This is a genomic window from Bartonella sp. AP4SXKL (genome assembly GCF_042195845.1).
Classification (GTDB): domain Bacteria; phylum Pseudomonadota; class Alphaproteobacteria; order Rhizobiales; family Rhizobiaceae; genus Bartonella.
The window spans coordinates 70,216-93,271 of record NZ_JBHIPA010000008.1 but is presented as its reverse complement, the minus strand read 5'-3'; the positions used below and the strand labels follow the sequence as shown (position 1 = coordinate 93,271).

At 41.4% G+C, this 23,056-nt stretch carries 24 protein-coding genes, 1 tRNA gene and 3 pseudogenes; 20 read left to right on the top strand and 8 right to left on the bottom strand.

What is annotated here, in order from left to right; genetic code table 11:
• Window positions 1-2,363: 2,363 nt before the first annotated feature.
• The gene (locus tag ACFIMI_RS05695; RefSeq protein WP_375651157.1) at window positions 2,364-2,933 is read right to left on the bottom strand and encodes a hypothetical protein; all 570 of its coding nucleotides are present in this window, start codon (window positions 2,931-2,933) and stop codon (window positions 2,364-2,366) included.
• 87 nt (window positions 2,934-3,020) lie between these two features.
• Between ACFIMI_RS05695 and ACFIMI_RS05690 the strand changes: the two genes are divergently transcribed.
• From ACFIMI_RS05690 to ACFIMI_RS05665, 6 genes are read left to right on the top strand one after another with little or no spacing between them, the layout of a single operon-like run.
• Window positions 3,021-3,215, top strand: a complete 195-nt coding sequence (locus ACFIMI_RS05690; protein WP_375668421.1) for a hypothetical protein — start codon at window positions 3,021-3,023, stop codon at window positions 3,213-3,215.
• Entirely contained in the window at window positions 3,175-3,579 is a 405-nt protein-coding gene (locus ACFIMI_RS05685; RefSeq protein WP_375622814.1) for a hypothetical protein, read from the top strand. Before ACFIMI_RS05690 ends, ACFIMI_RS05685 begins: the two co-directional genes overlap by 41 nt.
• Window positions 3,580-3,594: 15 nt before the next feature.
• A complete protein-coding gene (locus ACFIMI_RS05680) occupies window positions 3,595-3,729 on the top strand; it encodes a hypothetical protein (protein WP_375692327.1) in 135 nt (44 codons plus the stop codon).
• On the top strand, window positions 3,730-3,999 hold the full coding sequence (locus tag ACFIMI_RS05675; protein WP_375692326.1) for a hypothetical protein: 270 nt from the start codon (window positions 3,730-3,732) through the stop codon (window positions 3,997-3,999).
• A gap of 10 nt (window positions 4,000-4,009) precedes the next feature.
• Complete coding sequence (locus ACFIMI_RS05670; RefSeq protein WP_375692325.1) at window positions 4,010-4,693, top strand: hypothetical protein; 684 nt, start codon at window positions 4,010-4,012, stop codon at window positions 4,691-4,693.
• Window positions 4,694-4,752: 59 nt separating this feature from the next.
• Window positions 4,753-5,313, top strand: a complete 561-nt coding sequence (locus ACFIMI_RS05665; RefSeq protein ID WP_375692324.1) for a hypothetical protein — start codon at window positions 4,753-4,755, stop codon at window positions 5,311-5,313.
• Here the strand turns inward: ACFIMI_RS05665 and ACFIMI_RS05660 are convergent.
• Window positions 5,307-7,385 (bottom strand): annotated as a pseudogene (locus ACFIMI_RS05660) (toprim domain-containing protein); the annotation flags it as partial. The gene ACFIMI_RS05665 and the pseudogene ACFIMI_RS05660 sit on opposite strands and share 7 nt — an antisense overlap.
• Before the next feature lie 592 nt (window positions 7,386-7,977).
• Window positions 7,978-9,048, bottom strand: a complete 1,071-nt coding sequence (locus ACFIMI_RS05655) for a YdaU family protein (RefSeq protein WP_375692323.1) — start codon at window positions 9,046-9,048, stop codon at window positions 7,978-7,980.
• A 416-nt stretch (window positions 9,049-9,464) separates the two neighbouring features.
• Between ACFIMI_RS05655 and ACFIMI_RS05650 the strand changes: the two genes are divergently transcribed.
• The 9 genes from ACFIMI_RS05650 (at window position 9,465) to ACFIMI_RS05610 (ending at window position 14,129) form a co-directional block, all read left to right on the top strand.
• Window positions 9,465-9,782: an XRE family transcriptional regulator gene (locus ACFIMI_RS05650; RefSeq protein ID WP_273790852.1), complete on the top strand. Its 318-nt coding sequence runs from the start codon at window positions 9,465-9,467 to the stop codon at window positions 9,780-9,782.
• A gap of 312 nt (window positions 9,783-10,094) precedes the next feature.
• Complete coding sequence (locus ACFIMI_RS05645; RefSeq protein ID WP_375611644.1) at window positions 10,095-10,484, top strand: hypothetical protein; 390 nt, start codon at window positions 10,095-10,097, stop codon at window positions 10,482-10,484.
• Window positions 10,485-10,486: 2 nt separating this feature from the next.
• Window positions 10,487-10,675, top strand: a complete 189-nt coding sequence (locus ACFIMI_RS05640) for a hypothetical protein (protein ID WP_273790850.1) — start codon at window positions 10,487-10,489, stop codon at window positions 10,673-10,675.
• Between the two features lie 36 nt (window positions 10,676-10,711).
• Window positions 10,712-10,930: a hypothetical protein gene (locus tag ACFIMI_RS05635; protein ID WP_375692322.1), complete on the top strand. Its 219-nt coding sequence runs from the start codon at window positions 10,712-10,714 to the stop codon at window positions 10,928-10,930.
• Between the two features lie 1,076 nt (window positions 10,931-12,006).
• Window positions 12,007-12,771, top strand: a complete 765-nt coding sequence (locus tag ACFIMI_RS05630; RefSeq protein ID WP_375646990.1) for a lambda exonuclease family protein — start codon at window positions 12,007-12,009, stop codon at window positions 12,769-12,771.
• A 112-nt stretch (window positions 12,772-12,883) separates the two neighbouring features.
• Window positions 12,884-13,207 (top strand): hypothetical protein, encoded by a 324-nt coding sequence (locus ACFIMI_RS05625; protein ID WP_375646988.1) that lies wholly within the window; start codon window positions 12,884-12,886, stop codon window positions 13,205-13,207.
• 79 nt (window positions 13,208-13,286) lie between these two features.
• A complete protein-coding gene (locus tag ACFIMI_RS05620) occupies window positions 13,287-13,568 on the top strand; it encodes a hypothetical protein (RefSeq protein WP_375692320.1) in 282 nt (93 codons plus the stop codon).
• A gap of 40 nt (window positions 13,569-13,608) precedes the next feature.
• Window positions 13,609-13,788 (top strand): hypothetical protein, encoded by a 180-nt coding sequence (locus ACFIMI_RS05615; RefSeq protein ID WP_375692321.1) that lies wholly within the window; start codon window positions 13,609-13,611, stop codon window positions 13,786-13,788.
• Window positions 13,789-13,847: 59 nt separating this feature from the next.
• Window positions 13,848-14,129 (top strand): hypothetical protein, encoded by a 282-nt coding sequence (locus ACFIMI_RS05610; RefSeq protein ID WP_375692320.1) that lies wholly within the window; start codon window positions 13,848-13,850, stop codon window positions 14,127-14,129.
• Window positions 14,130-14,799: 670 nt separating this feature from the next.
• Here ACFIMI_RS05610 and ACFIMI_RS05605 read toward each other — a convergent pair.
• From ACFIMI_RS05605 to ACFIMI_RS05585, 5 genes and pseudogenes are all read right to left on the bottom strand, one after another.
• Window positions 14,800-15,039: pseudogene (locus ACFIMI_RS05605) on the bottom strand (DnaJ domain-containing protein); the annotation flags it as partial.
• A gap of 228 nt (window positions 15,040-15,267) precedes the next feature.
• Window positions 15,268-15,825 carry a hypothetical protein gene (locus ACFIMI_RS05600; RefSeq protein WP_375692319.1) on the bottom strand — a complete coding sequence of 186 codons (558 nt, stop codon included), beginning with the start codon at window positions 15,823-15,825 and terminating at the stop codon, window positions 15,268-15,270.
• A 184-nt stretch (window positions 15,826-16,009) separates the two neighbouring features.
• Complete coding sequence (locus tag ACFIMI_RS05595; protein WP_375651120.1) at window positions 16,010-16,543, bottom strand: hypothetical protein; 534 nt, start codon at window positions 16,541-16,543, stop codon at window positions 16,010-16,012.
• 94 nt (window positions 16,544-16,637) lie between these two features.
• Complete coding sequence (locus ACFIMI_RS05590; RefSeq protein WP_375611651.1) at window positions 16,638-17,375, bottom strand: hypothetical protein; 738 nt, start codon at window positions 17,373-17,375, stop codon at window positions 16,638-16,640.
• Window positions 17,376-19,153: 1,778 nt separating this feature from the next.
• Window positions 19,154-19,228, bottom strand: a tRNA-Thr gene (locus ACFIMI_RS05585).
• A 176-nt stretch (window positions 19,229-19,404) separates the two neighbouring features.
• On the opposite strand from ACFIMI_RS05585, the gene ACFIMI_RS05580 reads away from it, so the two are divergent.
• The 5 genes and pseudogenes from ACFIMI_RS05580 to ACFIMI_RS05560 all read left to right on the top strand — a co-directional run bounded on the left by ACFIMI_RS05580 (window position 19,405) and on the right by ACFIMI_RS05560 (window position 22,914).
• Window positions 19,405-19,557 carry a hypothetical protein gene (locus tag ACFIMI_RS05580; RefSeq protein ID WP_375607050.1) on the top strand — a complete coding sequence of 51 codons (153 nt, stop codon included), beginning with the start codon at window positions 19,405-19,407 and terminating at the stop codon, window positions 19,555-19,557.
• Window positions 19,558-19,733: 176 nt separating this feature from the next.
• Window positions 19,734-21,029 carry a UDP-N-acetylglucosamine 1-carboxyvinyltransferase gene (murA, locus tag ACFIMI_RS05575; RefSeq protein WP_375611654.1) on the top strand — a complete coding sequence of 432 codons (1,296 nt, stop codon included), beginning with the start codon at window positions 19,734-19,736 and terminating at the stop codon, window positions 21,027-21,029.
• A gap of 91 nt (window positions 21,030-21,120) precedes the next feature.
• A pseudogene (locus tag ACFIMI_RS05570) lies at window positions 21,121-21,448 on the top strand (UDP-N-acetylglucosamine 1-carboxyvinyltransferase); the annotation flags it as partial.
• Window positions 21,449-21,801: 353 nt separating this feature from the next.
• Window positions 21,802-22,266 (top strand): helix-turn-helix domain-containing protein, encoded by a 465-nt coding sequence (locus tag ACFIMI_RS05565; RefSeq protein WP_375692318.1) that lies wholly within the window; start codon window positions 21,802-21,804, stop codon window positions 22,264-22,266.
• A gap of 171 nt (window positions 22,267-22,437) precedes the next feature.
• On the top strand, window positions 22,438-22,914 hold the full coding sequence (locus tag ACFIMI_RS05560; RefSeq protein WP_375692317.1) for a helix-turn-helix domain-containing protein: 477 nt from the start codon (window positions 22,438-22,440) through the stop codon (window positions 22,912-22,914).
• Window positions 22,915-23,056: the final 142 nt, after the last annotated feature.

Below are 23,056 nucleotides of genomic sequence, written 5' to 3'. Positions count from 1 at the left end.
GTGCATCCTCTTATGGATTGGATACTGCCTTATGAGGGTTTGGCAGTTTCCGTTGAGGGGAAGGATGCACTCTTTTTTAAGGCGCGGAGTGCATCCTCTTATGGATTGGATACTGCCTTATGAGGGTTTGGCAGTTTCCGTTGAGGGGAAGGATGCACTCTTTTTAAGGCGCGGAGTGCATCCTCTTATAGATTGGATACTGCCTTTATGAGGGTTTGGCGGTATCCGTTGAGGGGAAGGATGCACTCTTTAAGGGCTGGAGTGCATCCTTTCCATGGATTGAATGCACTCTTTGGAGGCTAAAGTGCATCCATAGGGAAAGGCATATTCCATAAGAAACAGAGATAACAAAAAGATTTGTTTTTATATTTTTATTGATAGGTTGCTGTATTTGCGAGGGCTATTCATTCTTTATTCTCAATATTTAAGATGATTATGTGATAAGGGTTGTTCGTCAATACAATCGTAAAAGACGCTGATGTATTTTTATAAAAATTGAGATATTTTTGTGCCTTTTTCTTGTTTTTTTTGTGTTTACACAAGATATGCACGGCTTTTCAACAGTTTGTTTTTTTAGCTTTGCTAATGGCGATGGCGTTGGCTAAACACTTCAATTGTTTTAACTGCTTCAATACCGCCTTAAAAAACAGTGCTTTATAATATGACAAAATAAGCTGTATAACTTTTGATTCTTAAGCGATGCTAGAAAAAGGGGAATGTTAGGAGAGATGTTGTCTATATTCTTAGTTTATCTCTTAAGGTAGGAAGATTAACATATTTTCCGGATCTATTTTTATTCGGTTTGACGGTTAAAGAGCAATATCTGAATGGAATCACACTTGTCTCATGTTTTTATCTTCACGCTTTAGATTTTTTCTCATAGGGATTTTGTTTTTAATGGGGGATTTTGTTTTTTAATGGGAGTTTACGCGACTCACATAAAACAGAATGTTCTAAATAGAATATATTTGTGTTGCACATTTACCTACTTGTTTAAAAACATTATGTGATCTTATCATCACAATTATATTGGTGATTGGAGATATTGGTAAATCTGATAATGGAGAAATCTCTTGTGAAGTGGATAAGCCTTTCTTTAAATTCTCATAAGGAAAAGCCAGCACATTATCATACTATTCGCGCCTCATATGATGACAGCCTTTGGCTCTTGAGCGTGTTCATAAGAGGCATTTTGATTCTTTATCTTTGAAATCTTTGAAGTGCGTTATTTCATATGTCTCTCATGTTTGTAATGTGGAAAAGACAAGGTGTTGATTGATGCAACATGAAATAAATTTAAAATGAGAGAATCCCTATGATATCTGCGTCTCTTAATTTTATATGGATAACGGGATATGATGATTATAAATCAATATGTTGTCGTGATACATCAACCTGTTGGGGGGCGATAAAGAAAGTTATCCAATAGTTAAGTCATTCTGTTATGTCGTAAAACACGGTCATTTGAGGTTTGGTGATATGAAGCAAGCTTCTTTGGATATGTTTTAAGTGTTTTTTTAAGGGCGTGGTGAATCTTTAAGACAGAGCAAGCTTCTGTTGCGCCTTGAGTTTAGCGGAAAAACCTGAATAGAAGCCAAGAGGGAATGGCAAACCAAGAGGGAAGTGTATCCAAGCTGTTTGTAAATCAGATTGAGTTAAGAATCTTTGTTCTTTAAGAATGGAACGCAAGTCAATTTGACAAAAGAATGATCTATTTTGCGGGTAAACCTTATGGAGGAATTATCACAAAGCTCATAAGGAAGTGATTTAAGACAATACAGTTATAAAAAAGTACAGTCATAAAAAAAAGTCCTCCGTCGCAATCAGAGGACCAAAAAGCAGGAGAATTTTAACATTGACTCGCAGGACGTGTCAAAAAAGAATAAATTTAAAAGGCCGTACTAAATACAAAAAAATCATACTTAAAGAACCTACCATATTATGGTTAGCAGAGAATTGAAAAAATAGCAATATAAAAAATACTTTTTACAAAAAATTTTGTCATTTTGCATTAAAACTTAATACTTTTTTCAATTGAATATTTATTTTAAGACTCGATATTAATTAAACTATATTTAAAAATATTATGATACATGCAAGCATCTTGATAATATTCTTCAATCAAAAACGAATTAAGAGCCCCTCATGATTATAGGACTGATATGGGGGAAGGCTTTTTGTTTTTAAGAGTGTGGGGTGTATCTTAAGTATGTGTGAGGGGGGTGAAGTATTGTCCTTTTGGGTGTGGGCAAGGTAATGAAAATAGGGGCGAGAGCTGCTGGATGCTTGAGCCCGTGTGGGGGAGGTTTCTTTAGAGGGGGCGGGGCAACATGGGAGGCGGCTTAAAATGGCGAGGAGGGGGATTATTCAAAATGTTTATGGTTTGCATATCCCCAATGAAATGCGAGCAAGTCTAAACAATCTCGTAAATGATCGGCAAGGGAGTTTTGTTTGCGTTTTGAAGAACTTAATTCTTTTATCGCTTGTCCATAGCCGATAACGCGTTCAAGCAGTGAATAACCAAGAATACCCAGTTGAACTTTGATTGTTCTTAAATGATTGGAGGCTTCTATTTGACGTTCAATGGGGTGTGTGTACCCTTGGCTACAGGAAACCTTTTCACGGGTGTAGTCAAGGCTCATGTGAAGATCGGCTTGGCTTTGACGCCAGTAAAAATAAAAACGTTCTGCCGCTTTATATTGGGCTTTGCTGAGATGTCCTTTCGCATATAAAAGGGCAATGGGATGGCTTTGTGCATTGGCAATGGCATTGATAGTGCGCGGGTTGCTGGAACTTTCTCGATGATTGGGTTTAAAATAAGGATTACGCGTTTCTACAGGGATTTCTTGCGTCTTTAAATGACCAATGTGCTTTTCTTGATTTTGATGATCAAGCGGGCAGGTTTGCGTATTTTTTTTCTGCTTATGGGTCATAGCATCTCCTTAAAAATTTTAATTTTGCTTCTCGTTTTTTAAAAAATGTTGCTTGCTCTAGGCAAAAGAGGGGGATGAGAGGAAGACATGTGTTGGAGTGTGCCGTGGGGGTATGCGCTCTTGGGGGTGACTTGGACTGTTGCGCTTGTGTGTGGGAGCCCCATGGATTTGGCTCTTGAAAAGAGGGGTGTTTTGTCGCATGGTGGATTTTCCTTGAATGACTTGATGAGGGAGGTGAGTGATGGCGCGCGGGCTTTTGTCTCTGAAGGGATTGGTGTTTAGCTGTATTGTAGCTTATGTCTCTGTGGCTGTTTATGTGGAAATGAAGGCTCTTGGGATGACGTGGGGCGTATTTTTACGAGCTGTGGCGTTTTATGGCATTCCCGGTATTTTCCTTATGTTGGGTTATGAAGTAATGCAGCGGCGTGGTGTAACGAAGGGTTTGTTCCTCAAGATGGTATTGTTGAGCTTCATTTTGGCTGCTGTCTCTGATTTTATTTATAAGCAAGCTGAGCATTTGGGTTTGGCTCAGGTGTGGTTTTCAAACAAGTGGGTGTTTTATGTCCTTTTGGGCTTTGTCCTTGCTCTTATTTATAGAGGGGCAAGGCGTCTTGGGTTTAGGCTTTCATTCTTTGAAAAGGATTGATCTTTTGCTGCATTTTTGGCATGGTCTCTGATTTTTGCTTATGAAGGAGCGGGGCGTATGGTGGTTGCGCGGGACATGTTTTTAAAGGGGCTGGCGTTTTGCTGCGTTGTTGGCATGGTCCTTGGTTTTGCTTATGAGGGTGCGGGGTAAATGGATATCGCGTGGGGTGTGGTGCTTCAAGTGGGTGGTGTTTTCTTGTATTATTGGCACTGTCGTTGGGTTGGCACATGTGGGAGTAAAGCATATGGGCTGGAGCACGCATTGGTTCTTGAACAATGGGGTGTTTGTGAGCAGTGTTGGACTTGTTCCTTTTTTTGTTTTGGAGGGGGTACGCTGTATGCGTGTACTGTTGGGGTGGTGCTTAAAAAGAATGAGCATTTTTCTTTCCCACGGGCGTGGTCTTTGATGTTCTTTCTGTGAGGGGTATTTGATGTCGAACGATGTGATGTTTTGGCAGTGGTTGGGGTTTTTCTGCTTTTTTGCTCTTGCCTTGATTTTTATTTATAAGGGAGCAAAGCGTCGCTCTGTTACAGAGTGGGTGTTTTGGAGATGGGTGGTGCTTTATGGCGTTGTTGCCACCTATCTTGGTTTTGTTTATGTGGGCGTGGGCAGGCGCACTGTTGACGGGGAGCTGCTCTTGAAGGGGGCGGTGTTTTCTTGCATTTTTGCAACTGTCCTTGGTTTGGTGCATCTGGGCGTCAAGAGTATGCCTGTTGCTTGGCAAGTGTTCTTAAAGGCGGTTATGTTTTGTTGCATGATGGGCTTTATCCTGTGGTTTGCTGCTGTGGGCGTCAGAGATATGGATAGCATAAGGGCGGTATTCTTAAAGGGATTGATCTTGTCTGTATTGTTAAAAGTGCTCTTGGGGTTCTTTATACGCGAGCAAGGTGATACGGTGTTACAGAGGTTGTTGCGTGCTTTGAATTTTGTGCTGTTTTGCTGCATTTTGGCACTAATCCTTTTTTTTACCCGTCTGGGAGCAGAGAATCTAGGGTTGAGCTGGCTTTGGTTCTCGAATGATGGGATGTTTTCCTTTATTGTTGGATTTCTTTTTCCTTTGATTTATCAGGGTGTAAGGCGTGCACGTGTTTTAGGGGCTTGGTTCTTAAAGTAGGGGGTGTTTTTTTGTCTTATGGGTGTGATCTTTAATGGGCTTGCTGTGAGGGGTATGTGATGTCGAACGATTTGTTTTTTTTGCTGTTGTTGGTGTTTTCCTACCTTTTTATTGTTGTCGTTATTGGTACTTATAAGCTTTCCAAGCGCTTCGATATTCCGTGGTGGCGGGCGGCGTTTTATTGTATTTTTGGTGTTTTCCTCTTTTTGAAGGAAGTGCTGTTTTATTGCATTTTAGGAGTCGTCCTTTTTTTAGCTCTTTTGGGGATGGAGAGTATGGACATACCTTGGGGACTCCTGTCCTTGATGGGGATCGTGTTTGCTGCACTGTTGGAGTGGTTCTTGATTTTGCATATGAGAGGGCGGCGAGATGGGGTGGTGACGCGTTGTTTGTGGTTATTGAAGGGGGGGGTGTTTTGCGCCGTTGTTGGAGCGACCTTTTTTTGTTTCCGTCTGGGAGCAGAGAATCTAGGGTTGAGTTGGCTTTGGTTTGCGAAGGATTGGGTGTTTTTCATCATTTGTGGATTGATCCTTCCTGTTGTTTCTGTGGGAGCAAGGCGTGCGTGTGTGAAGGCGGAGACGTTTTTAAAGAGAGTGGGGTTTATGGGGTATTACAGATAACGTCGAGGGAATGATTGTTCAAAAGAACAGCGATAGCGGTAGGTTTGGGGATCAAACCAAAGCCCTATTTTGCCTTCAAAATCACCAGAACGTTGTTTGGCAATATTCATAATAACGCCAGGGCGTTTGGCTAAATCTGCTTTTTCTTGTGCGAGAGAGGCGGCAAAGATTTTATCTTCCAACGACCGATTGCGCCAAATGGTGATAATGTTAAAGGCATTGGCACCAATTTCTGAGGCGCCTTTAATGTCTTCTGTGCTGGGGATATCTTTATCCAGACCGCCTTTTCGGGCATGGGCTACAAGGTGAATATGTACATTGTTTAAAACAGCCCAATCAACCATTTTATAAACGGCTTGTTCTTGTCTTGCATAATCATCAGAGGCAATGCCAAGCCGCATCAAACTGTCGATGATAAATTGATCGCAGCCATAGCGCGCACGACAATAGTCAAAGACATCAAGCAAGGTGTCAACGCTTGATTTGCCAACATGCTCATAAAGAATAAGCCCATCGTCTAAAAAATGAAGAATCCGTTCAATCGTTTCTTTTGTAGGCTGTTCTAAGCCGCCCGTTTGTTTGGTTAAACGGCGAAGCGATTGTTCTCCTTTCATTTCTAGAGACGCTAAGCAAAGGCGACTCTTTTGTGCAATCCAATGGGGAATACAATCTGATAATAATTGGCTTTTACCTGCACCACTCGCACCGCTCCAGAGCGTTAATTCTGCTGGGCGGAAATGCAATTTGTCCTTCAGTTTAGGATAGGGAACCGTATAACCAAGATGTTTTTCAGGCTCTGGCCAAAAAAGCCCAATCACTTGATCTTTATAGTCTGAGGCGCGCCGTAAACCTTCTGGTGCAAAGCTTTGTGCTGAGGAAAAGGCGGCTTTTATGGTGGCTTTATCGATCCCTGCGGTTAAACAGTCATTGGCATCTTTACGGGGTAAACGGACACGGTAGCAACGGTGGCGTCCAAGCCTGCTGGCAATCTCACGGGCTGCTTCTTCTCCGGGCGGATCCATATCGGTGGCTAAAAAAATCGTTTCAAAAGATTCTAAATGATCAAATTCATTTTCAATCCAGTTGTGTTTTCCTCCACTGCCTCCTCCAAAGGGAACAGAAACCGCCGGATATCCATAGGCGGCTAAGGATAGCGCATCAATTTCTCCTTCAGTGATAACAATGGTACGGTTTGTTGAAGAAAGAAGGGGAAACGGCGCCTGTGTGGAGGCGTGGTTGGTTGAGGGTACCTGCTGAGGTGTGTGTTGGGGTGCCTGCTGGGGCACCTGCGTGGAGGGGTGGTTGGTTGAGGTGGTGTTTTGGGATGCCTGTGTAGAGGCGGGGTTGGTTGAGGGTACCTGCTGAGGTGTGTGTTGGAATGCTTGCTGAGGTGCGTGCGTGGGTGCCTGCTGGGGTGTGTGCGGGGATGCCTGTGTGGAGGTGAGGTTAGTTGAGGCGGTGTTTTGGGGCGCTTGTGTGGAGGCGTGGTTTGTGGGGTAAAGGGCTTGCCAACCAAATAAAATCGGTTCACATTGGGAGGCTGTTGGTTTTGTTTTTGCTCCCGTTTGTGCAAGCCGTTCTTTGACTAAAGCAAGGGTGCCGTCGGGTTTATAAAAGGGGAAAATGATTTTTTTGCCATTTTCTCCTATGCGGTAACGCTTTATAATTTCTAGAGGAATGCGGCGTTCTTCGTGGAGATAGGTTTTTACAAGATTCTGCGGGCTCTGCCCTGTAGGAACCGGTGGACGGCGATAGGAACGATGGGGCGCCATAAAGGGTTTGGGGCGTGTCAGATTGAGAGTCGCGCGTGCTTCTTCTAAGGCTTGAGAAAGGCTAATGCCTTTGACTTCACACCAAAGGTCTAAAAGATCTCCTCCAGTGCTTTCTGCAAAATCATACCAAAGTCCTGCTTTACTACCACTCAAGCAAATCGATAAACTTTGACCAGCTTCACCACGTGTGTTGCCTACAATCCAATTGTTGCCTCGTTTGTGCCCTTGGGGAAGAAGCATTTCTGCTATTCTATCTGCTTGTGAGATAAGTTTTTGTTTGATTTCAAAAATTGTGCTCATGGTCATTCGTGATATTATTTTCGTTTTTCTCAAGATGTGAGAAGTGAGGACTCTGTTTTTGCTGTTCTCACCGTTTGATCTGATCGTAAAGTCTCGTGGTGCTATGGGGCTTGCCAGTTTACTTGAGAGCTTCTTTGCCGCTCTTTTCTTGCCAATGGTCGCGAAACTTCTTGGCTTGCCAATGGGCTTGGCTCTCACTCAAGCCTTCTGAAATGGCTGTGTTAATGTTTGTTTGCCAAGAGCATGGGAAGTGGCGCCTTGGGAAAAGGAGGAAGGTGGAAAGGAGGAAGGGGGTGAAAGAAGGGCGGGGTGGATATGCCTGAGGGGGTGGTGCATGCTGGAGTCCTGGTGTATTGGGGTGCATGTTGGGGTGTGTATGTTGGGGTGCCTGTGAGGGTCTTTTGCGTGGGGAAAACGCTTTTGTGATGAGAGAAAAATGGTCGATGTTGACTCGTTTTACGGTGTGAATCGCCTATCCAAATGTTGTTTTGCCGCCTTTTGTTTTGTTCTGTGTTGTTTTGTCCGATGCTGTTGTGGTTTTGAAGCATTTTTGTCCCCGCGCTTGCTTGAAAAATACGTTGTTTGTGTGATGTCAAAAATTGTCGTTATAGTTGATCAAACTGCGGTAAAGCGTGTCATTGTTCTCAGAGGTAAAAGATGAGGAGCCTCCCTGTTTTTGCTGTTCTTGCCGTTCGATCTCACGGCGAAACCAGTTGCGCCATGTGGCTTGCCAGTCTACTTTGAGAGCTTCTTTGCCGCCTTTGGCTTGCCAATAGTCGCGAAACTTCTTTTCTTGCCAATGGGCTTGGCTTTCACTCAAACCTTCTGAAACTGCCGCCTTGATGTCTGCTTGCCAATGCTCAGGAAGACGATGCCCTTTGGCAACTGAGGTTGTGGTTTTTTTGTTGGTGCAAAGCGGGATGGAGGCAGGAAGATTGCTGGGGGGAAGAGTGGTGGCGGATTTTGTTTTTTCCCCCGTGACAATTTGCGCGATAGGGGCGGGAGTGAACTCGTCTTGGGGAGCTTTTAAAGGGGAGGCGTTTTTTTGCTCCGCTTCTGCTTGGGCAGGCAAAGGGAGAGGTGAATCAAGAGCCGATAAGGGTGATGGATGATCGCTTTGTTCAAAGTTCTCTTCGCAGGAAAAACAAGGTTCTGTCTCATCAAACAAAATTTTCTTTTCTAAAACACCGTAAGGTGTTTCCTTTTCTTCTGCCTTTTGAGCTTTTGAGTTTTGTGCAACATCTTTTGGACTTTCGTTAAGCAGTTGTTGCATCTCTGCATTGATTTTCTTGCGTTTTTTTGCCGAAGAACGACCCGCAAAGGATTTTTGTTCAAGCAATTTTTCTCGCTCTTGAAAAATATTTTCGCAACGCTTGTTCCATAATCCATTGGCTAAATTTAAAATCTTACCCTCTTGGATGAGCATCTCTAAAACATTAACAAAAGTTCGCTTGTCACAACCACAAAGACGCGCTAAACGTTCTTTCGATATTTCTAAAGGTCGGCCACGGGCATACATTTCATTGAGAAGAATCGTATAGATTCCAATTTCGTGTGCGCGCATCCCACGTACACCTCCTAGAAAGTCATTTTGATACCAACAAACATATGGAAGCCTAGACGATTCATAATGAGGAGTTTCTTGTTGATTAGCGTGTTTCATACTGCAATCTACTTTCTTCTTTTTTATACATTTTTATTGATGATAAAAGCTCAAATAAGGATTTAACTTGTGTTGCTTTTGGCTCTGTTCGATGATGACTAGAGGCTTCTTTACGATGCTTATAAATGATTGGCTGTGCTTGAAGAGCATGCAAACTTACGATTTAAGATTGCGGTGATGGAAAAAATAAAGAATACCACACATTCTCAACGTACTTGCTTTTGGGCAGAAGCTTTGGAGGTGGTCTTTTATATCCGGTAGGGTGGTTAAAGTGTTTTTATGATCTAAAAATAAAAAAAATTTCCCCCGAAAAAGTAAAATTTGTTTCCTTAATTTTATCCTTTTTAGAGGATAATGCAAGCCCGTTTTATAAAAAGGACGTGTTTTTTTAAAAAGACGCGCTATATGGTGAAATTATGAATATCGATGGTTGGCGTCAAAGATTAAGAATCGCTTTGGAAAAAAGTGGGCGGTCAAAAAGATCTATCTCCCTCGCTGCCGGTAAAGGCGCGGGGTACCTTCATTCTATTCTTTCTGAAGGAAAAGAACCAACAATCGAATCTCTCTCGCGAATTTGTCACGAAATTAATATCAGTATGAATTATATTCTTTACGGGAAAGGGGCTAGCCCTGAAGATAAAGAATTTATAGAGCTTATTTCGAAACTCTCTCCGCAAGAGAGACAGGCGATTTTGACTCTTTTGCGGCGACCAATTGACGAAGCTTCAAAATAACTTCCTTCTGTGCTTTTGAGTCAAGGCGACTCCAGTGTTTTATTAATATTATGTCACTCATTTTATCTCTCCTGTGTGTTTATAATTGCAATTTTGTAAGAACAAATAGAGAACAACAAAGGGGCATGAGAGGAACAAAGAATAATAGATTTTTCTTTACATATGTCATTTGAACCCCGTAGATATTTAAAATATATCTTTTATGAAGGATAAAATGGTTGACATCTCTCCTATAGAGGATATAAGACTAACGCTATATTTAGTCTTGTCAAGACAAGGCTATGCTTTATCAACTATCTAAAGGGGGAAATCATGAAAAATATTTCATTCGTTAAAGAGGATGAAATCATTGTCGTTTTATGCGAAGAGGAAAATCCTTGTACTTATGAAGGACCAATCGACGAAATCGAAGAAGTGCTCGAACTGATTGAAGAATGTGAAACTGTTTATAGAGTTTTACGACTCGATCTGACAACTTCTCATGCTGAAGATATTACCGAACAAATCGCTGATTTTTATGTCGAAAATCATGAAATAAATGAAGAAAATACACAATTGCAGCCCTTCATTTTGAATAGTGAAGCTTATCATGCTTGTTTAAATGAAAGAGCGGCTTGCGATTATGAAGATAATCTCTATGGCTCTTATGAAAAACAGCATCGTTTACGCCCATGTGATGTCTTGACAGATTATTGGTGGTAAACATGCCAAGTTATCTCAAGACTTCGTATCAAGGGATTCCACTTTATTATGCTGGAAATATGCGGAATTTAATCAGACTCGAACCACAAAAACACAACGCTATACTTTTTATATCGCAAGAGGTGGCTCAGTCTATGGCAAAAAAATTGGAGGAAGAATATTGCCGCCATGATTTTTCCGTCGTGCAGTAGCAGGGTTGAAAAAAGAAGCCGCAATGATGGGCCCAAGTGTTTTTTCATTGCGGTGACAATGGTGCACATTATGCTTTCGTTCTTGGGGGGGGACGACTTGGGGGTGGAGAGCTTTGGGGGGGTAGCCGATATGGAAAGGAGGGTATGAAGAAAAGAGCCCTATATATGGGGAATTGCGGACGCTTGTGTGGGGGGAAGTTGCCGGCTGGTTCATTGGGGGATAAGACAATGGGGGGGCAGGTCGTCATCCAGTGACTTGGAGTGACACGGAAAGCATGCTGGAGAACAAAAATGAAGGCTTAGGGGGAAGAAAAGCAGCAGTACAGACAGGTTCCAACCTATAAAAAGGCAAGTTCAAGGGGGAAAAGAGCCGGTTTTTGTGTTTTTGCGGCACGCAAGTAGGGAGCTTGGAATGATACGTAAAGCATGCTGGAAAATGGAAGGAGGTGTTTGACGGGAGAGGTCGTTAAAGCTTGTTTAGACATATTGGGACACGTGGGGGGCTTTGGGGTGCTTTTGTGGTGAGTGCTGGGAGAGCGCAATGATGGGCCCAAGTGCTTTTTCATTGTGGTGACAATGGTGTGCGTTATGCTTTCGTTCTTGGGGGAGACGACTTGGGGGGGGCTTAGCTGATATGGAAAAGGAGGGGATGAGAAACTTCTGGGGAGGAGGGATGTTGGGGGGAAGCTTGTTGGGGAAAATGTTGGTGGTTGGCTGGTTAAGAGGGAGGACGAGTGGGGGAGAGGAGAGCTTGAAGCGTATGCAAGGCATATGCTGGAGGGGAGATATGAGGTGTGGAAAAGGGGGGCAGCCGTACAAGCGTTGAGGAGATGTCAATCTTTAAAAAAAGTTCTGTGTAGGGGAAAGAGTAGAGTGTTGGAGGAGGGGAGAAAGCAGAGGGCTTTGAGCGCAGGGAGTGCAAAGAGCTTGGATATGAATGTGAAAGCATGTTGGGAAATGAGGGAAGGTGTTTGAGAGGGAAGAAGAGGAAGGCGCTATGGGAGCGCGGTTCTGACCGTTTTTGTATTGAGCCTTAGGGGGCAATGATGGGCGAGAGGTTTTTTTATCGGGGAGAAAATATCACGCGTTATGCTTTCGTCTAGGGAGGGCGCCGCTTGGGAGGGGCTTAGCTGATATGGAAAAGGAGGGGATGAGAAACTTGTGGGGAGGGGGATGTTGAGGGGGCGTTTCCAAAAGCTTTTGTGATTTCAGCAGCACAATATTTAAGGATGCTGTCATTCTTAGTGGGGAATGCATCTTAAAAGATATGAATGTTTCAAAGAGAATATGTTGCAAAAAAAAACACCTTAAAGATGAAGGGGAGAAATACTATGCCAATCATTATCGATTGTATTCAAGGAACAGAGGAATGGCAGCAAGCGCGTAATGGTTTGATTACGGCTTCGTTGTTTGAGATGGTTATGGCACGAACAAAACAAGGGCAAAAAACGTCACGCTATCAGAGTGTGATGATGAAATTGGCGGGAGAAAGAATTACAGGAAAAACTGTTGATGAAGGGGCAACACTTTCTATGCGACGTGGGACAGAATTAGAACCAATCGCACGACAGCTTTATGGGGAACTTACACATACAGAACCTGAATGTATTGGCTTTGTTTTGGCAGATGACCGCAGACAAGGATTTTCCCCCGATGCTTTTGTGGGAAAAAATGGCTTATTAGAAATTAAAACAAAAAAACCTGAAATTTTGATCCCTCATTTCATGCAAAAGAGCTTTCCAGCAGAACATAAAGCACAATGTCAAGGGGGATTATGGATTTCTCAACGCGAATGGGTGGATTTAATGCTCTATTGGCCGGATATGCCTCCTTTGATTAAACGGGCTTATCGTGATGAAGCATATATTTGCAAGCTTGAAAATGAAATTAGCCGTTTTAATGAGGCTTTGGAGAAGATGGTACAGCAAATTAAATCGGTTGAGACAGGTTTTCATATAAGAACAGAAATTGCTTTGAAGGAGGGAGAAAGCGGGGAGTTTGGAGCGCATGCAAGACGTATGCTGGAGGGCAAAACAAGAATGAGGCGGGCAAGAAAGGGATCTTGTGTAGCGTTGAGGAGAGGCAAAGTTCTATAAAAAGGAAAGAGCAGAGGGGGAAAAGAGCAAAGCATATGTTGGAAGAGGGTGCTAAATAAGGGGGCGCAAAGAGTGCAGGGAGCACAAAGAGCTTGGTCATGAATGTGAAAGCATGGTGGGAAAATGGGGAAAGAAAGGGTGCTTGGAGCGCATGCAAGGCGGCGCGGTATGCTGGAGGGGAAAACGAGAATGGGGAGTAAGGCTAAGTGTTCAGAGGTATGGAGGCTGTGATTTTGGGTGCTTTTGTGGTGAGTGTTGGGGGGGGGGAGCCGCAATGAAAGGGCTGAGTTGCTTTTTCATTGTGGTGACAATGGTGTACGTTATGCTTTCGTTCTTGGGGGGAGAGAGCTTTGCGGGGGCTTGGGGGATTTTCTTAGCCGATATGGAAAAGGGGGAGATACGCGGCTTTGGGAAGAGAAATGTTGGAGCGGGATGAGGAGGAAATGGTGGGGATGAAGGGGGCAGGTCGTTATCCTGTGACTTGGAGTGACACGAAAGCATGCTAGAGAACAAAAATGAGGTTTAGGGGGAAGGGAAGCAGCAGTGCAGACAGGTTCCAACCTATAAAAAGGCACGTTCAAGGAGGAAAAGAGCCGGTTTTTGTGTTGGAGGAGGGTGCAAGCAAAGAGCGCAAAGAGTGCAGGGAGCGCAAAGAGCTTGGTCATGAATGTGAAAGGCATGGTGGGAAAATGTGGGAAGAAAGGGTGCTTGGAGCGCATGCAAGGCGGCGCGGTATGCTGGAGGGGAAAACGAGAATGGGGAGTAAGGCCAAGTTGTTTAGAGATATGGTGGTGTGATTTTGGGTGCTTTTGTGGTGAGTGTTGGGGGGGAGTGGCAATGATGGGCCAATTGCTTTTTCATTGTGGTGACAATGGTGTACGTTATGCTTTCGTTCTTGGGGGGAGAGAGCTTTGCAGGGGCTTGGGGGATTTTCTTAGCCGATATGGAAAAGGGGGAGATACGCGGCTTTGGGAAGAGAAATGTTGGAGCGGGATGAGGAGGAAATGGTGGGGATGAAGGGGGCAGGTCGTTATCCTGTGACTTGGAGTGACACGAAAGCATGCTAGAGAACAAAAATGAGGTTTAGGGGGAAGGGAAGCAGCAGTGCAGACAGGTTCCAACCTATAAAAAGGCACGTTCAAGGAGGAAAAGAGCCGGTTTTTGTGTTGGAGGAGGGTGCAAGCAAAGAGCGCAAAGAGTGCAGGGAGCGCAAAGAGCTTGGTCATGAATGTGAAAGGCATGGTGGGAAAATGTGGGAAGAAAGGGTGCTTGGAGCGCATGCAAGGCGGCGCGGTATGCTGGAGGGGAAAACGAGAATGGGGAGTAAGGCCAAGTTGTTTAGAGATATGGTGGTGTGATTTTGGGTGCTTTTGTGGTGAGTACTGTGGGGGAGTGGCAATGATGGGCCAATTGCTTTTTCATTGCTGTGACAATGGTGTACGTTATGCTTTCGTTCTTGGGGGGAGAGAGCTTTGCGGGGGCTTGGGGGATTTTTTTTAGCCGACATGGAAAAGGATGTAGGGGCATGAGAAAAAGTCTGTGTGGAGTCAAGTGGGCTTGTTGGGGAAAAGATTGGGGGGCAGGTTGTGGAAAAAAATAGAGGGGTGGAGGAAAGGGGAGAATAAGAAAAGAACGGATAGAGACATTATAATCTCTATGTTTTTCTACACTACCTTGTTATAGAAAATCAAAAATTACCACACCTTGTGAATTCACTGTGGGACTGATCTTAAAGCTCTTCAAAAGCACTGATCAATAGATACTTCTCCATATAACTTTGATAAATGATATTAGTATGATCCCGAAGATAAATGCACCAATATTTACCAAATATCCTTTTATACTGATGAAAATTAATAACCCTATACTTATTATTCCTAGTGGTATATTCCACGTAAAAAACGAAATTATATAACACATTATAGGTATTATTCCACAAATAATGAAAATTACATTCATGATACTACCAATTACATGCTCGGTATTATCTTGTCGTCTGTTCTCTTGCTTTCTACTAATTTCAGAAGCCTTGTCATTATCTTTAAAAGTTTTATGATAGAACTGATTGTAAGCAGCTCTCTTTTGAGGATCTTTAAGAACTTCATAGGCTTCACAAATTTTTCTGAATTTTTGTTCTGCTTCGGTACTAGAATTATGATCAGGGTGGTATTGCAGAGCTAATTTACGAAAAGCAGATTTTATCTGTTTATCGTTGCATGCGTAGCTTACACCAAGAATTCCATAATAATCGTCTTCATTTACTATCATTAAATACAGCCACTTTGTGTATTGCTCTTATTTTATAAGATCGTTTAATTGATCTCTTTTGAATGTATCGACATGTGTTATTTTTATGTTAGAAATATGTGCAAAAACATGTTTAATGAAAATGGCTATAGTGATTATACTGTATCTAGATGAGAGGAGATACAGTTCAAAACGCTTAAAAATGCAGGGTGTTTTTAATATTTTAGAAATATTTTTTACAAAAATAGATTAAAAGAGAGACGATAAATCAAATGTAAAAGGGACGGCAATAATAGCCAAGGTTGTCATTATTGTAAATAAACAGGCAGAAACCTTAAATCTAAAACGCCAAAGTAAACTTATGGGAACAGACATTATCGTTGTTATTACGAATGCTACGATAAACCATTGCAGGAATAAGTTCATTATATTAATTTCATTATTAAAATGATTTTGATTAAGACGATTTTGTTTTAGTTCTTCCTCTGAAACACAATCGATAATAGAAAAGCCATAATAAACAGGAAATTTTCCACCTGGACAAGCGCTAACAGAAAATTGTTCAAGCTCTAACCATTCTCTTTCGCGTTCTTTTTCTAATAGCTTCTTTTTTATTTTCTGTCTTATATATTCTTTTGAAATACAATTGATCGGAGAAGTACTTCCAACAAAAAGACCATCTGTTGTACATCCACTCGTTGTATGATGCGTAAATAAAACAGCGCTTATTACGATAGCGAAGAAAATAAAGTGTTTAAACATAAGGTATTTATTGTCGTTTGTTTCTGATGAGCTTTTATAAGTCATTTCTGTTGAATAAATCAATATGTGTTATTTTGTGTTGGTAAAATACAACAAATTGTATGATAACGTTACTGTACTTTGGCACTCTGTATCTAAAGATGGCGATAGATAGTTCAAAGTGCTTGAAAATAAAAGATATCCTTTGAGAAGCACTTTTCATAAAGTTATGGAATGAATAGATCAAAGTTTATGGTAATTTTGTATATTCTATGATAACTTTGTATAAGATCTCAATTTCATGATCAAGTTTCTCAAGTTCTTTCTTGTTTTTAACTATACGCTCTTGATATGTCTCTATGTGTTTCATAAGGTTTGAGAGATGTGTATGCTTATGAGAGTGTTTTGCTTCATTCACATGTCGCATTGCATCTATTTCTAATTCTATAAGGGTGCACAGAGTATTAAATACATGATGTCGTTTTTTGATTATATTCTGCCATTTTTTTATTATATTGACATGTTTTTCATAGAGCGGTTGCGATAACTGCTGCTTGTTTTCCAAAAAAAATGTTTTTTCTATCCAGAGAATTTGGTAGAATTTTTCTTCCCACCAGCGACTTCCATTAACAAGGAAAATGCGGAAGAAACTCTCTCTTTCTGTAATTTCTTTTGAAGAGAACACTTCATTCGAATGAGTATATCCCTTTGAAGAATAAAAAAGATGCGTTGTTAAAAGAGCGATAATTAAGACGCTTCTCAATAAAGACTGTTTAATTAACATTGTTTTTTATACCCTCTTTGTGCCTGATTATAGTCATTGTGAGGGGGGCTTAATGGTTCTTTAGAAGTATTTTGAAAGGCATTTTATGATCCGTTTAAAGATTTTTTAAATACTGCTTCCATTTTTCAAAGGTGCTATATCTTACGGGCGGTTTTACATTTTCTTTGGGCATCATGGCAAGGTATACCTCTCTAGCCATAACGCACATTGTTGCTGTGTTTCTAAAACGAGTGAGTTCATTGCCTATTATGAGCAGCTCTGTCTGGAGAGTTTGTTCTTTTCGACTAATGCCATTAGGGGAATCCAAAAATTTTTCTGCGTACGCAAACATTGGATCATCAAAGTTTGTTTCAAACTTTGCTTTGAGGAAAATATTTTCTATATAATCCCAATTTTTCCTGTATTTCATCCCGTTAGCTTTAAAATCCTTCAGTCTTGTTGGTAAGTCGTTAAAGGTAAGTGTGGGCATCGTTTTATCACCTTGCCATAAATCAAAAAAACGTCCACAAAAAACAAGCAATATGTGATAATGTTTAAAAATATTGAATTCTGGAGGATTACTGGGCAATGTTATTAAATGCCTCCAAAATTGACTTTTGTCATGGGGTATGTCTACAGTCCATTCCATATACGCTTTTAAATATTCTACCTCTTTTTTTGCTTTTTCTAATTTCTGAGAATATGCTAAAGGAGTGTAATTTTCATGGACATATTTTTGGTAAAGCCTATCGTATTCAGCAAGGTCGCTTACTTGAGTACAACCCAATAATATGAATACAGAAAAAAACGTTATAAATATTATGACGTACGTTCTGAATAATAATTTCATCATTTTAACTTTTAATGATTATCATGAATATTTAATTGATTTCTGTTAAATAAATCAATATGTGTTATTTTTGTGTTGAAAATATACGTAAAAACGTATTTAATAAAAATGGTTATAGTGATCATAATGTGTCTAAATAAAGGTGTGGTACTGGCTAAAACCCCGCATATGTGGGGTTTTAGCTTATTGGAGGAGATATGACAGCAGAAAATATGCAGAATATATAAGGGGATCTGTAGACAAAATGGTTGTCCTAGGGTGGGGAGAGTAGGCAATATCCAAAATACTCCAAATGAAATATACTTGTTGTTGTACATTCACGCACTTGTTTTAATAAAGATATCTCGCTCTAAGCTCATTTCACAGCCATTTTATGCCGGCGTTCATAAATTTCATACTGCCGCTTGTGAATAATATCGTGAGGGGTATAACGGTCAAGCCCCGTAAATTATAAACCCCAGAGGTTATAAAACCCTGTAGATTATAAACATTGCGCACCCTATCTTACTTTATGAAAAAGTAAGTTGGTACTATTGGGGGCCCGTTGCCAAAATTGCGGCATGGGCTGTAGCTCTTGAGACGATTCATAATCTCGTTTACTGGGAGGCTTCTTACGAAGAGATATGCTTTTCTTGGAAAGTTTCTCGCCATACGGATCTTTCTGTTTGTGAACTGTAAGCGAAGAGGAGTGATTGATTTCAATAGAATAGAGGGGGAGAGAATTTTTTGCTCTTCGGATTCTTATGCAAGAGGAATAACGCTATCTGTATCAATCAAAGTATTCGTATAAAAAAGATGCGTGTTGAAAGAGGGATGGCTTAGAACACGTGGAAAATCATAGTGTATAAAATTGGTAATGAGGGATCTTCTTTGAAACCGCGGGCTATCAATTTTCTGGTATATGGGATGTCTGGTATATGGGATTTTTGCCATATGGGAGCGTGGGGTGGCTTCTTGAAAGCTTCACTGTGGAGGGGTATCACTGTTTGTTTTTTTTCTTTTGGTAAGGGGTGGGGAGAATGGGAAAGGCGTTGAGAGGAGGTTCTGGAAATGGCTCTGTTAGATTTGTTGTAAATGACGAATAGGATCGATGAAGCTTATTCTAATTTTTACAGGGAATACTTGTGTTGCTTGAGGTGGATAGAGAGGCTGGAAAGATAAGATTATTCGTTTTGGGGCGGATAAAGGTATCAATGGGATATGTTCAAACAATGAGTTTATAATAATTCATTATTGAGATTCAATTTGAATTTCAATGAGAGCCCGAAATAGTGTGAGATGTTCTTATTTCAACCCTTCTTATTCAGACGCTCTTATATTGAATCAAGTAAAATCGTTTGTTTGCATATTACAAACAGGGTGAGCTTGTGGGGAAAAATATTCAAGAAATAAAATATTGAAAAAATAAAAATGCCTATACCGTCTCAAGTGCTAAGAGCTGTTGCAATAGTGAGGCTTGGCAAAGAGAAGGATAGGGGGCAAATCTTACAGAAAGGAAAGAGGGGGAGGCAAGGAAAGGGGAGGGAGGCAAGGGGTGGGGGATATTCTTTGGGGGGCGGTCAATTTCAAAAGCCGTTCGTAAGGCATTTTAGAGATTAAGCGTGGCATTGAGGCTATTGATTTTGAAGCCATTGATTTTGAAGCTACTGATTTTGAGGCTATTGAAGCGCATGGTTTAAAGGATGGAGGATTTGATGAAGCCGATGAAGGTTGGGGAAAAGATTTAGGCTTATAGGGAAGACTTATAAGGGCAAGAAGAGAGAGGCAAAAGAAGAATAAAATGGTGCTGCGAGAGAGGATTGAACTCTCGACCTCTCCCTTACCAAGGGAGTGCTCTACCACTGAGCTACCGCAGCCCTTTTCAATCTTTGCGCTGTCTTGTGCCATATTGTCAGAAAATAGGCAAGAGAACATTTGTATATTCTTGCAAGAAAACGTATCTTATGTCATGACATATGTTTCTTATATGCTTAAATATTTAAGGTTATGAGTTGCTTGGATAGAAGCTCAACACTGTTTAAAAGGTTGCGCAATGACACAAATGCATCAAAAACAAAAACAAAATGAAATTAATCATCAAGATGAAAAAGCAAAACGACGTCAAGAAAGATTGGCACAACAATTGCGTCAAAACCTGAAACGTCGAAAAGAGCAAAGCCGAAAAAGAGCACAACCAGAGCTCTAAAATGCAAAAAGCTCTAAAATGCAAAAAAATGTTTTTTAGTAAATTTTTGCAACCAAACTTCTCAATAATTTGTTCTCATAGTTAGAATGCGTTCTAAAACGATTAATAAAGCATAACTTCCCGAAGGGGGACAATCCTTTGGAAGGGCAGGCACAAAGGAAAAGAGGGAAAACACGATGGATTCTATTCAAATTGTTGGGGGAAAAAAACTTCAAGGAACAATTCCTATATCTGGGGCAAAAAATGCTGCATTGCCTCTTATGATTGCGGCGCTGCTTACAGAAGAAACGCTCACTTTAGAAAATATTCCGCATCTGGCCGATGTTGAATTGCTTATTCGTATTCTCAATAATCATGGTGTTGGATATGCCGTTGATGGACAAGAGTTTAACGATGAATGTGTGAATTCAAGAACAATTCATTTTACGGCGCAAAAAATAGCCACAACACGGGCACCATATGAACTGGTGAAAAAAATGCGTGCAAGCTTTTGGGTTATCGGACCTCTGCTTGCACGATGCGCAGAGGCTTATGTTTCGCTTCCTGGAGGATGCGCTATTGGAACAAGACCTGTCGATTTTATCCTTGAGGGACTTAAAACTTTAGGCGCACAGATTACTATCGAAAATGGATATGTTCATGCAAAAGCGCTAAAGGGGTTAAAAGGTGCTCACTATCGTTTCCCTAAAGTCACTGTTGGTGGAACCCATGTGCTGCTGATGGCGGCGACAATGGCAAAGGGAACAACCACTCTTGAGAATGCAGCTTGTGAGCCAGAAGTGACAAACCTTATTCGAACCCTGAATGCTATGGGGGCTCAAATAACCGGTGAAGGAACAACAACGCTTACAATTGAAGGGGTTAAAAAACTCAACGGTGCTAGAGTACGCGTTATTGCTGATCGAATCGAAGCGGGAACATATGCAATGGCTGTTGCTATGACGGGAGGAGATGTCTTTCTTAAAAATGCAAATCCTAATCATCTCACAAAAGTGCTTAAGGTGCTCCAAAAAACAGGACTCGAGATTCAAATAGAACCTCAAGGAATTCATATTAAGCGAAATCCAAAGAACACCAAAATTATGCCCGTTGATATTAAAACAGGACCTTATCCTGCTTTTCCAACTGATCTCCAAGCGCAATTCATGGCGCTCATGACACGGGCTGAAGGAATCGCGCATATTACAGAGACGGTTTTCGAAAATCGTTTTATGCATGTTCAAGAACTCAATCGCTTAGGAGCACAGATAAAGCTTGATGGGCAGACGGCAACTGTCTATGGAACAGAGAATTTGCAAGGGGCTCCTGTCATGGCGACGGATTTGCGTGCTTCTGTTTCTCTTGTGATTGCAGCATTGGCAGCAAAGGGAGAAACAATCGTCAATCGTGTTTATCATCTTGATCGTGGATTTGAGAGATTAGAAGAAAAATTGGCTCGTTGTGGCGCAAAAATCCAACGTATCACAGTGTAAAGCTTTCAAAGATATGCTCCAAAGAATGGCTTTGAGAGGTTGCTTGGGGGGTGGCTGTTGTGTGGGCGGCATGCTTTCATGACACGGGGTTGAGGGAAGCGCGCATATTACAGAGACGGTTTTCGAAAATCGTTTTATGCATGTTCAAGAACTCAATCGCTTGAGGGCGCAAATAAAGCTTGATGGGCGAGAGAGCAACGCATCTCATGGAACAGAGAATTTGCAAGGGGGGCCTCATCATGGCGACGGATTTGCGTGCTTGTTGTTTCTCTTGTGATTGCAGCCCTCTTACTCTTGTTACATTGGCAGCAAAGGGGGAAACAATCGTCAATCGTGTTTATCATCTTGATCGTGGATTTGAGAGATTAGAAGAAAAATTGGCTCGTTGTGGCGCAAAAATCCAACGTATCACAGTGTAAATCTGTAAGATGTCTCTCAAGAATGGCTTTGGGAGGGGGTGATATGTTGTTAGGTGTGCTTTTGGGAGGCTTGATCTCAAAAATAAAGGGTTATTAGTCCTCTCAATAAACGTGGGTTTTATTTCATGGTTTTGGAGTTTTTACGAGCGGGCATAAAAGTTTGAGAGGCGGGGTGGAGCTCATAAAATAAAGACTGTTTTTAAATTTTATTGCTAATTTCATGAAATTACTTTATACCTTAAAGGGTGACTTTGATCGTCTACGCAGCGATCAGTAGGGTCTGAAAGCCCTAAAGTTCGATCATAAAATGAACCTACTCTTGTAGGTATCCCGGAATTCTGGGAGTTTTTGCTATGTCTAGGTGCTCTCTAGCACTAAAAGCAAAAAAGCTGACTGAACTCAGTGTTTTTGACTCCCGGAATACGCATAAGAGGCGCTCGCAACCGGCAGGGGAGCTTGAAGTGAAAGCTAAAAATCCACACTTTAACGACATTTCGATAGGCAGAAAAATTCGCTTTAAAAGAACAATGCTGGGAATGTCGCAAAAGAAATTAGGCAGTCAGTTAGGGGTGACTTTTCAACAAATCCAAAAATATGAAAAAGGCTCTAATCGTATAGGAGCTGGGCGTTTACAAGAAATTGCTGATATTCTTAATGTTCCCATTTCTTTTTTCTATACGGATCTCTCGACAAAAGAAAATGCCTTGTATTGCTGTGATGAAGGGATCGCAAGTAAAGAAGAGCACATCCTTTTGAAAAGTTTTAGAGAGCTCAAACCTCAAAAACAGAAAGCAATTTTGTGTTTGATTGTCTCATGAGATAAAAACACTGTTTTAATTTTTATTGCTGGTCTCCAGAAATTATTTTATGAACAAGCACCAAGGTTCTCGTCGTATAGTGTGGTTGAATGGTGGAACCCAAAGCCTGAAAATCCAAGATGAAACATTAGCCTGCTTTATAAGTATCGCGAGATTCCGGGAGTTTTTGCTATGTCCAGGTGCTCTCTAGCACTAAAAGCAAAAAAGCTGACTGAACTCAGTGTTTTTGACTCCCGGAATACGCATAAGAGGCGCTCGCAACCGGCAGGGGAGCTTGAAGTGAAAGCTAAAAATCCACACTTTAACGACATTTCGATAGGCAGAAAAATTCGCTTTAAAAGAACAATGCTTGGAATGTCGCAAAAGAAATTAGGCAGCCAGTTAGGTGTGACTTTTCAACAAATCCAAAAATATGAAAAAGGCTCTAATCGTATAGGGGCGGGGCATTTACAGGAAATTGCCGATATTCTTAATGTTCCCATTTCTTTTTTCTACTCCGATCTCTCGACAAAAGAAAATGCCTTGTATTGCTGTGATGAAGGGATCGGAAGTAAAGAAGAGCACATCCTTTTGAAAAGTTTTAGAGAGCTCAAACCTCAAAAACAGAAAGCAATTTTGTGTTTGATTTCCTCCCGCTCTACGCTCTAAAGGATGCATATTCCTGACTTAAAGGCTGCTCTGTAAACAGTCCGGCTTCTGTTGGCGGGGGGGGTGACCTACTCCTGACCCATTCATGTGGTTCACTTTAAAAAGGGCGTTACGGGGCAAGCCATGCCCATTTATTACACAC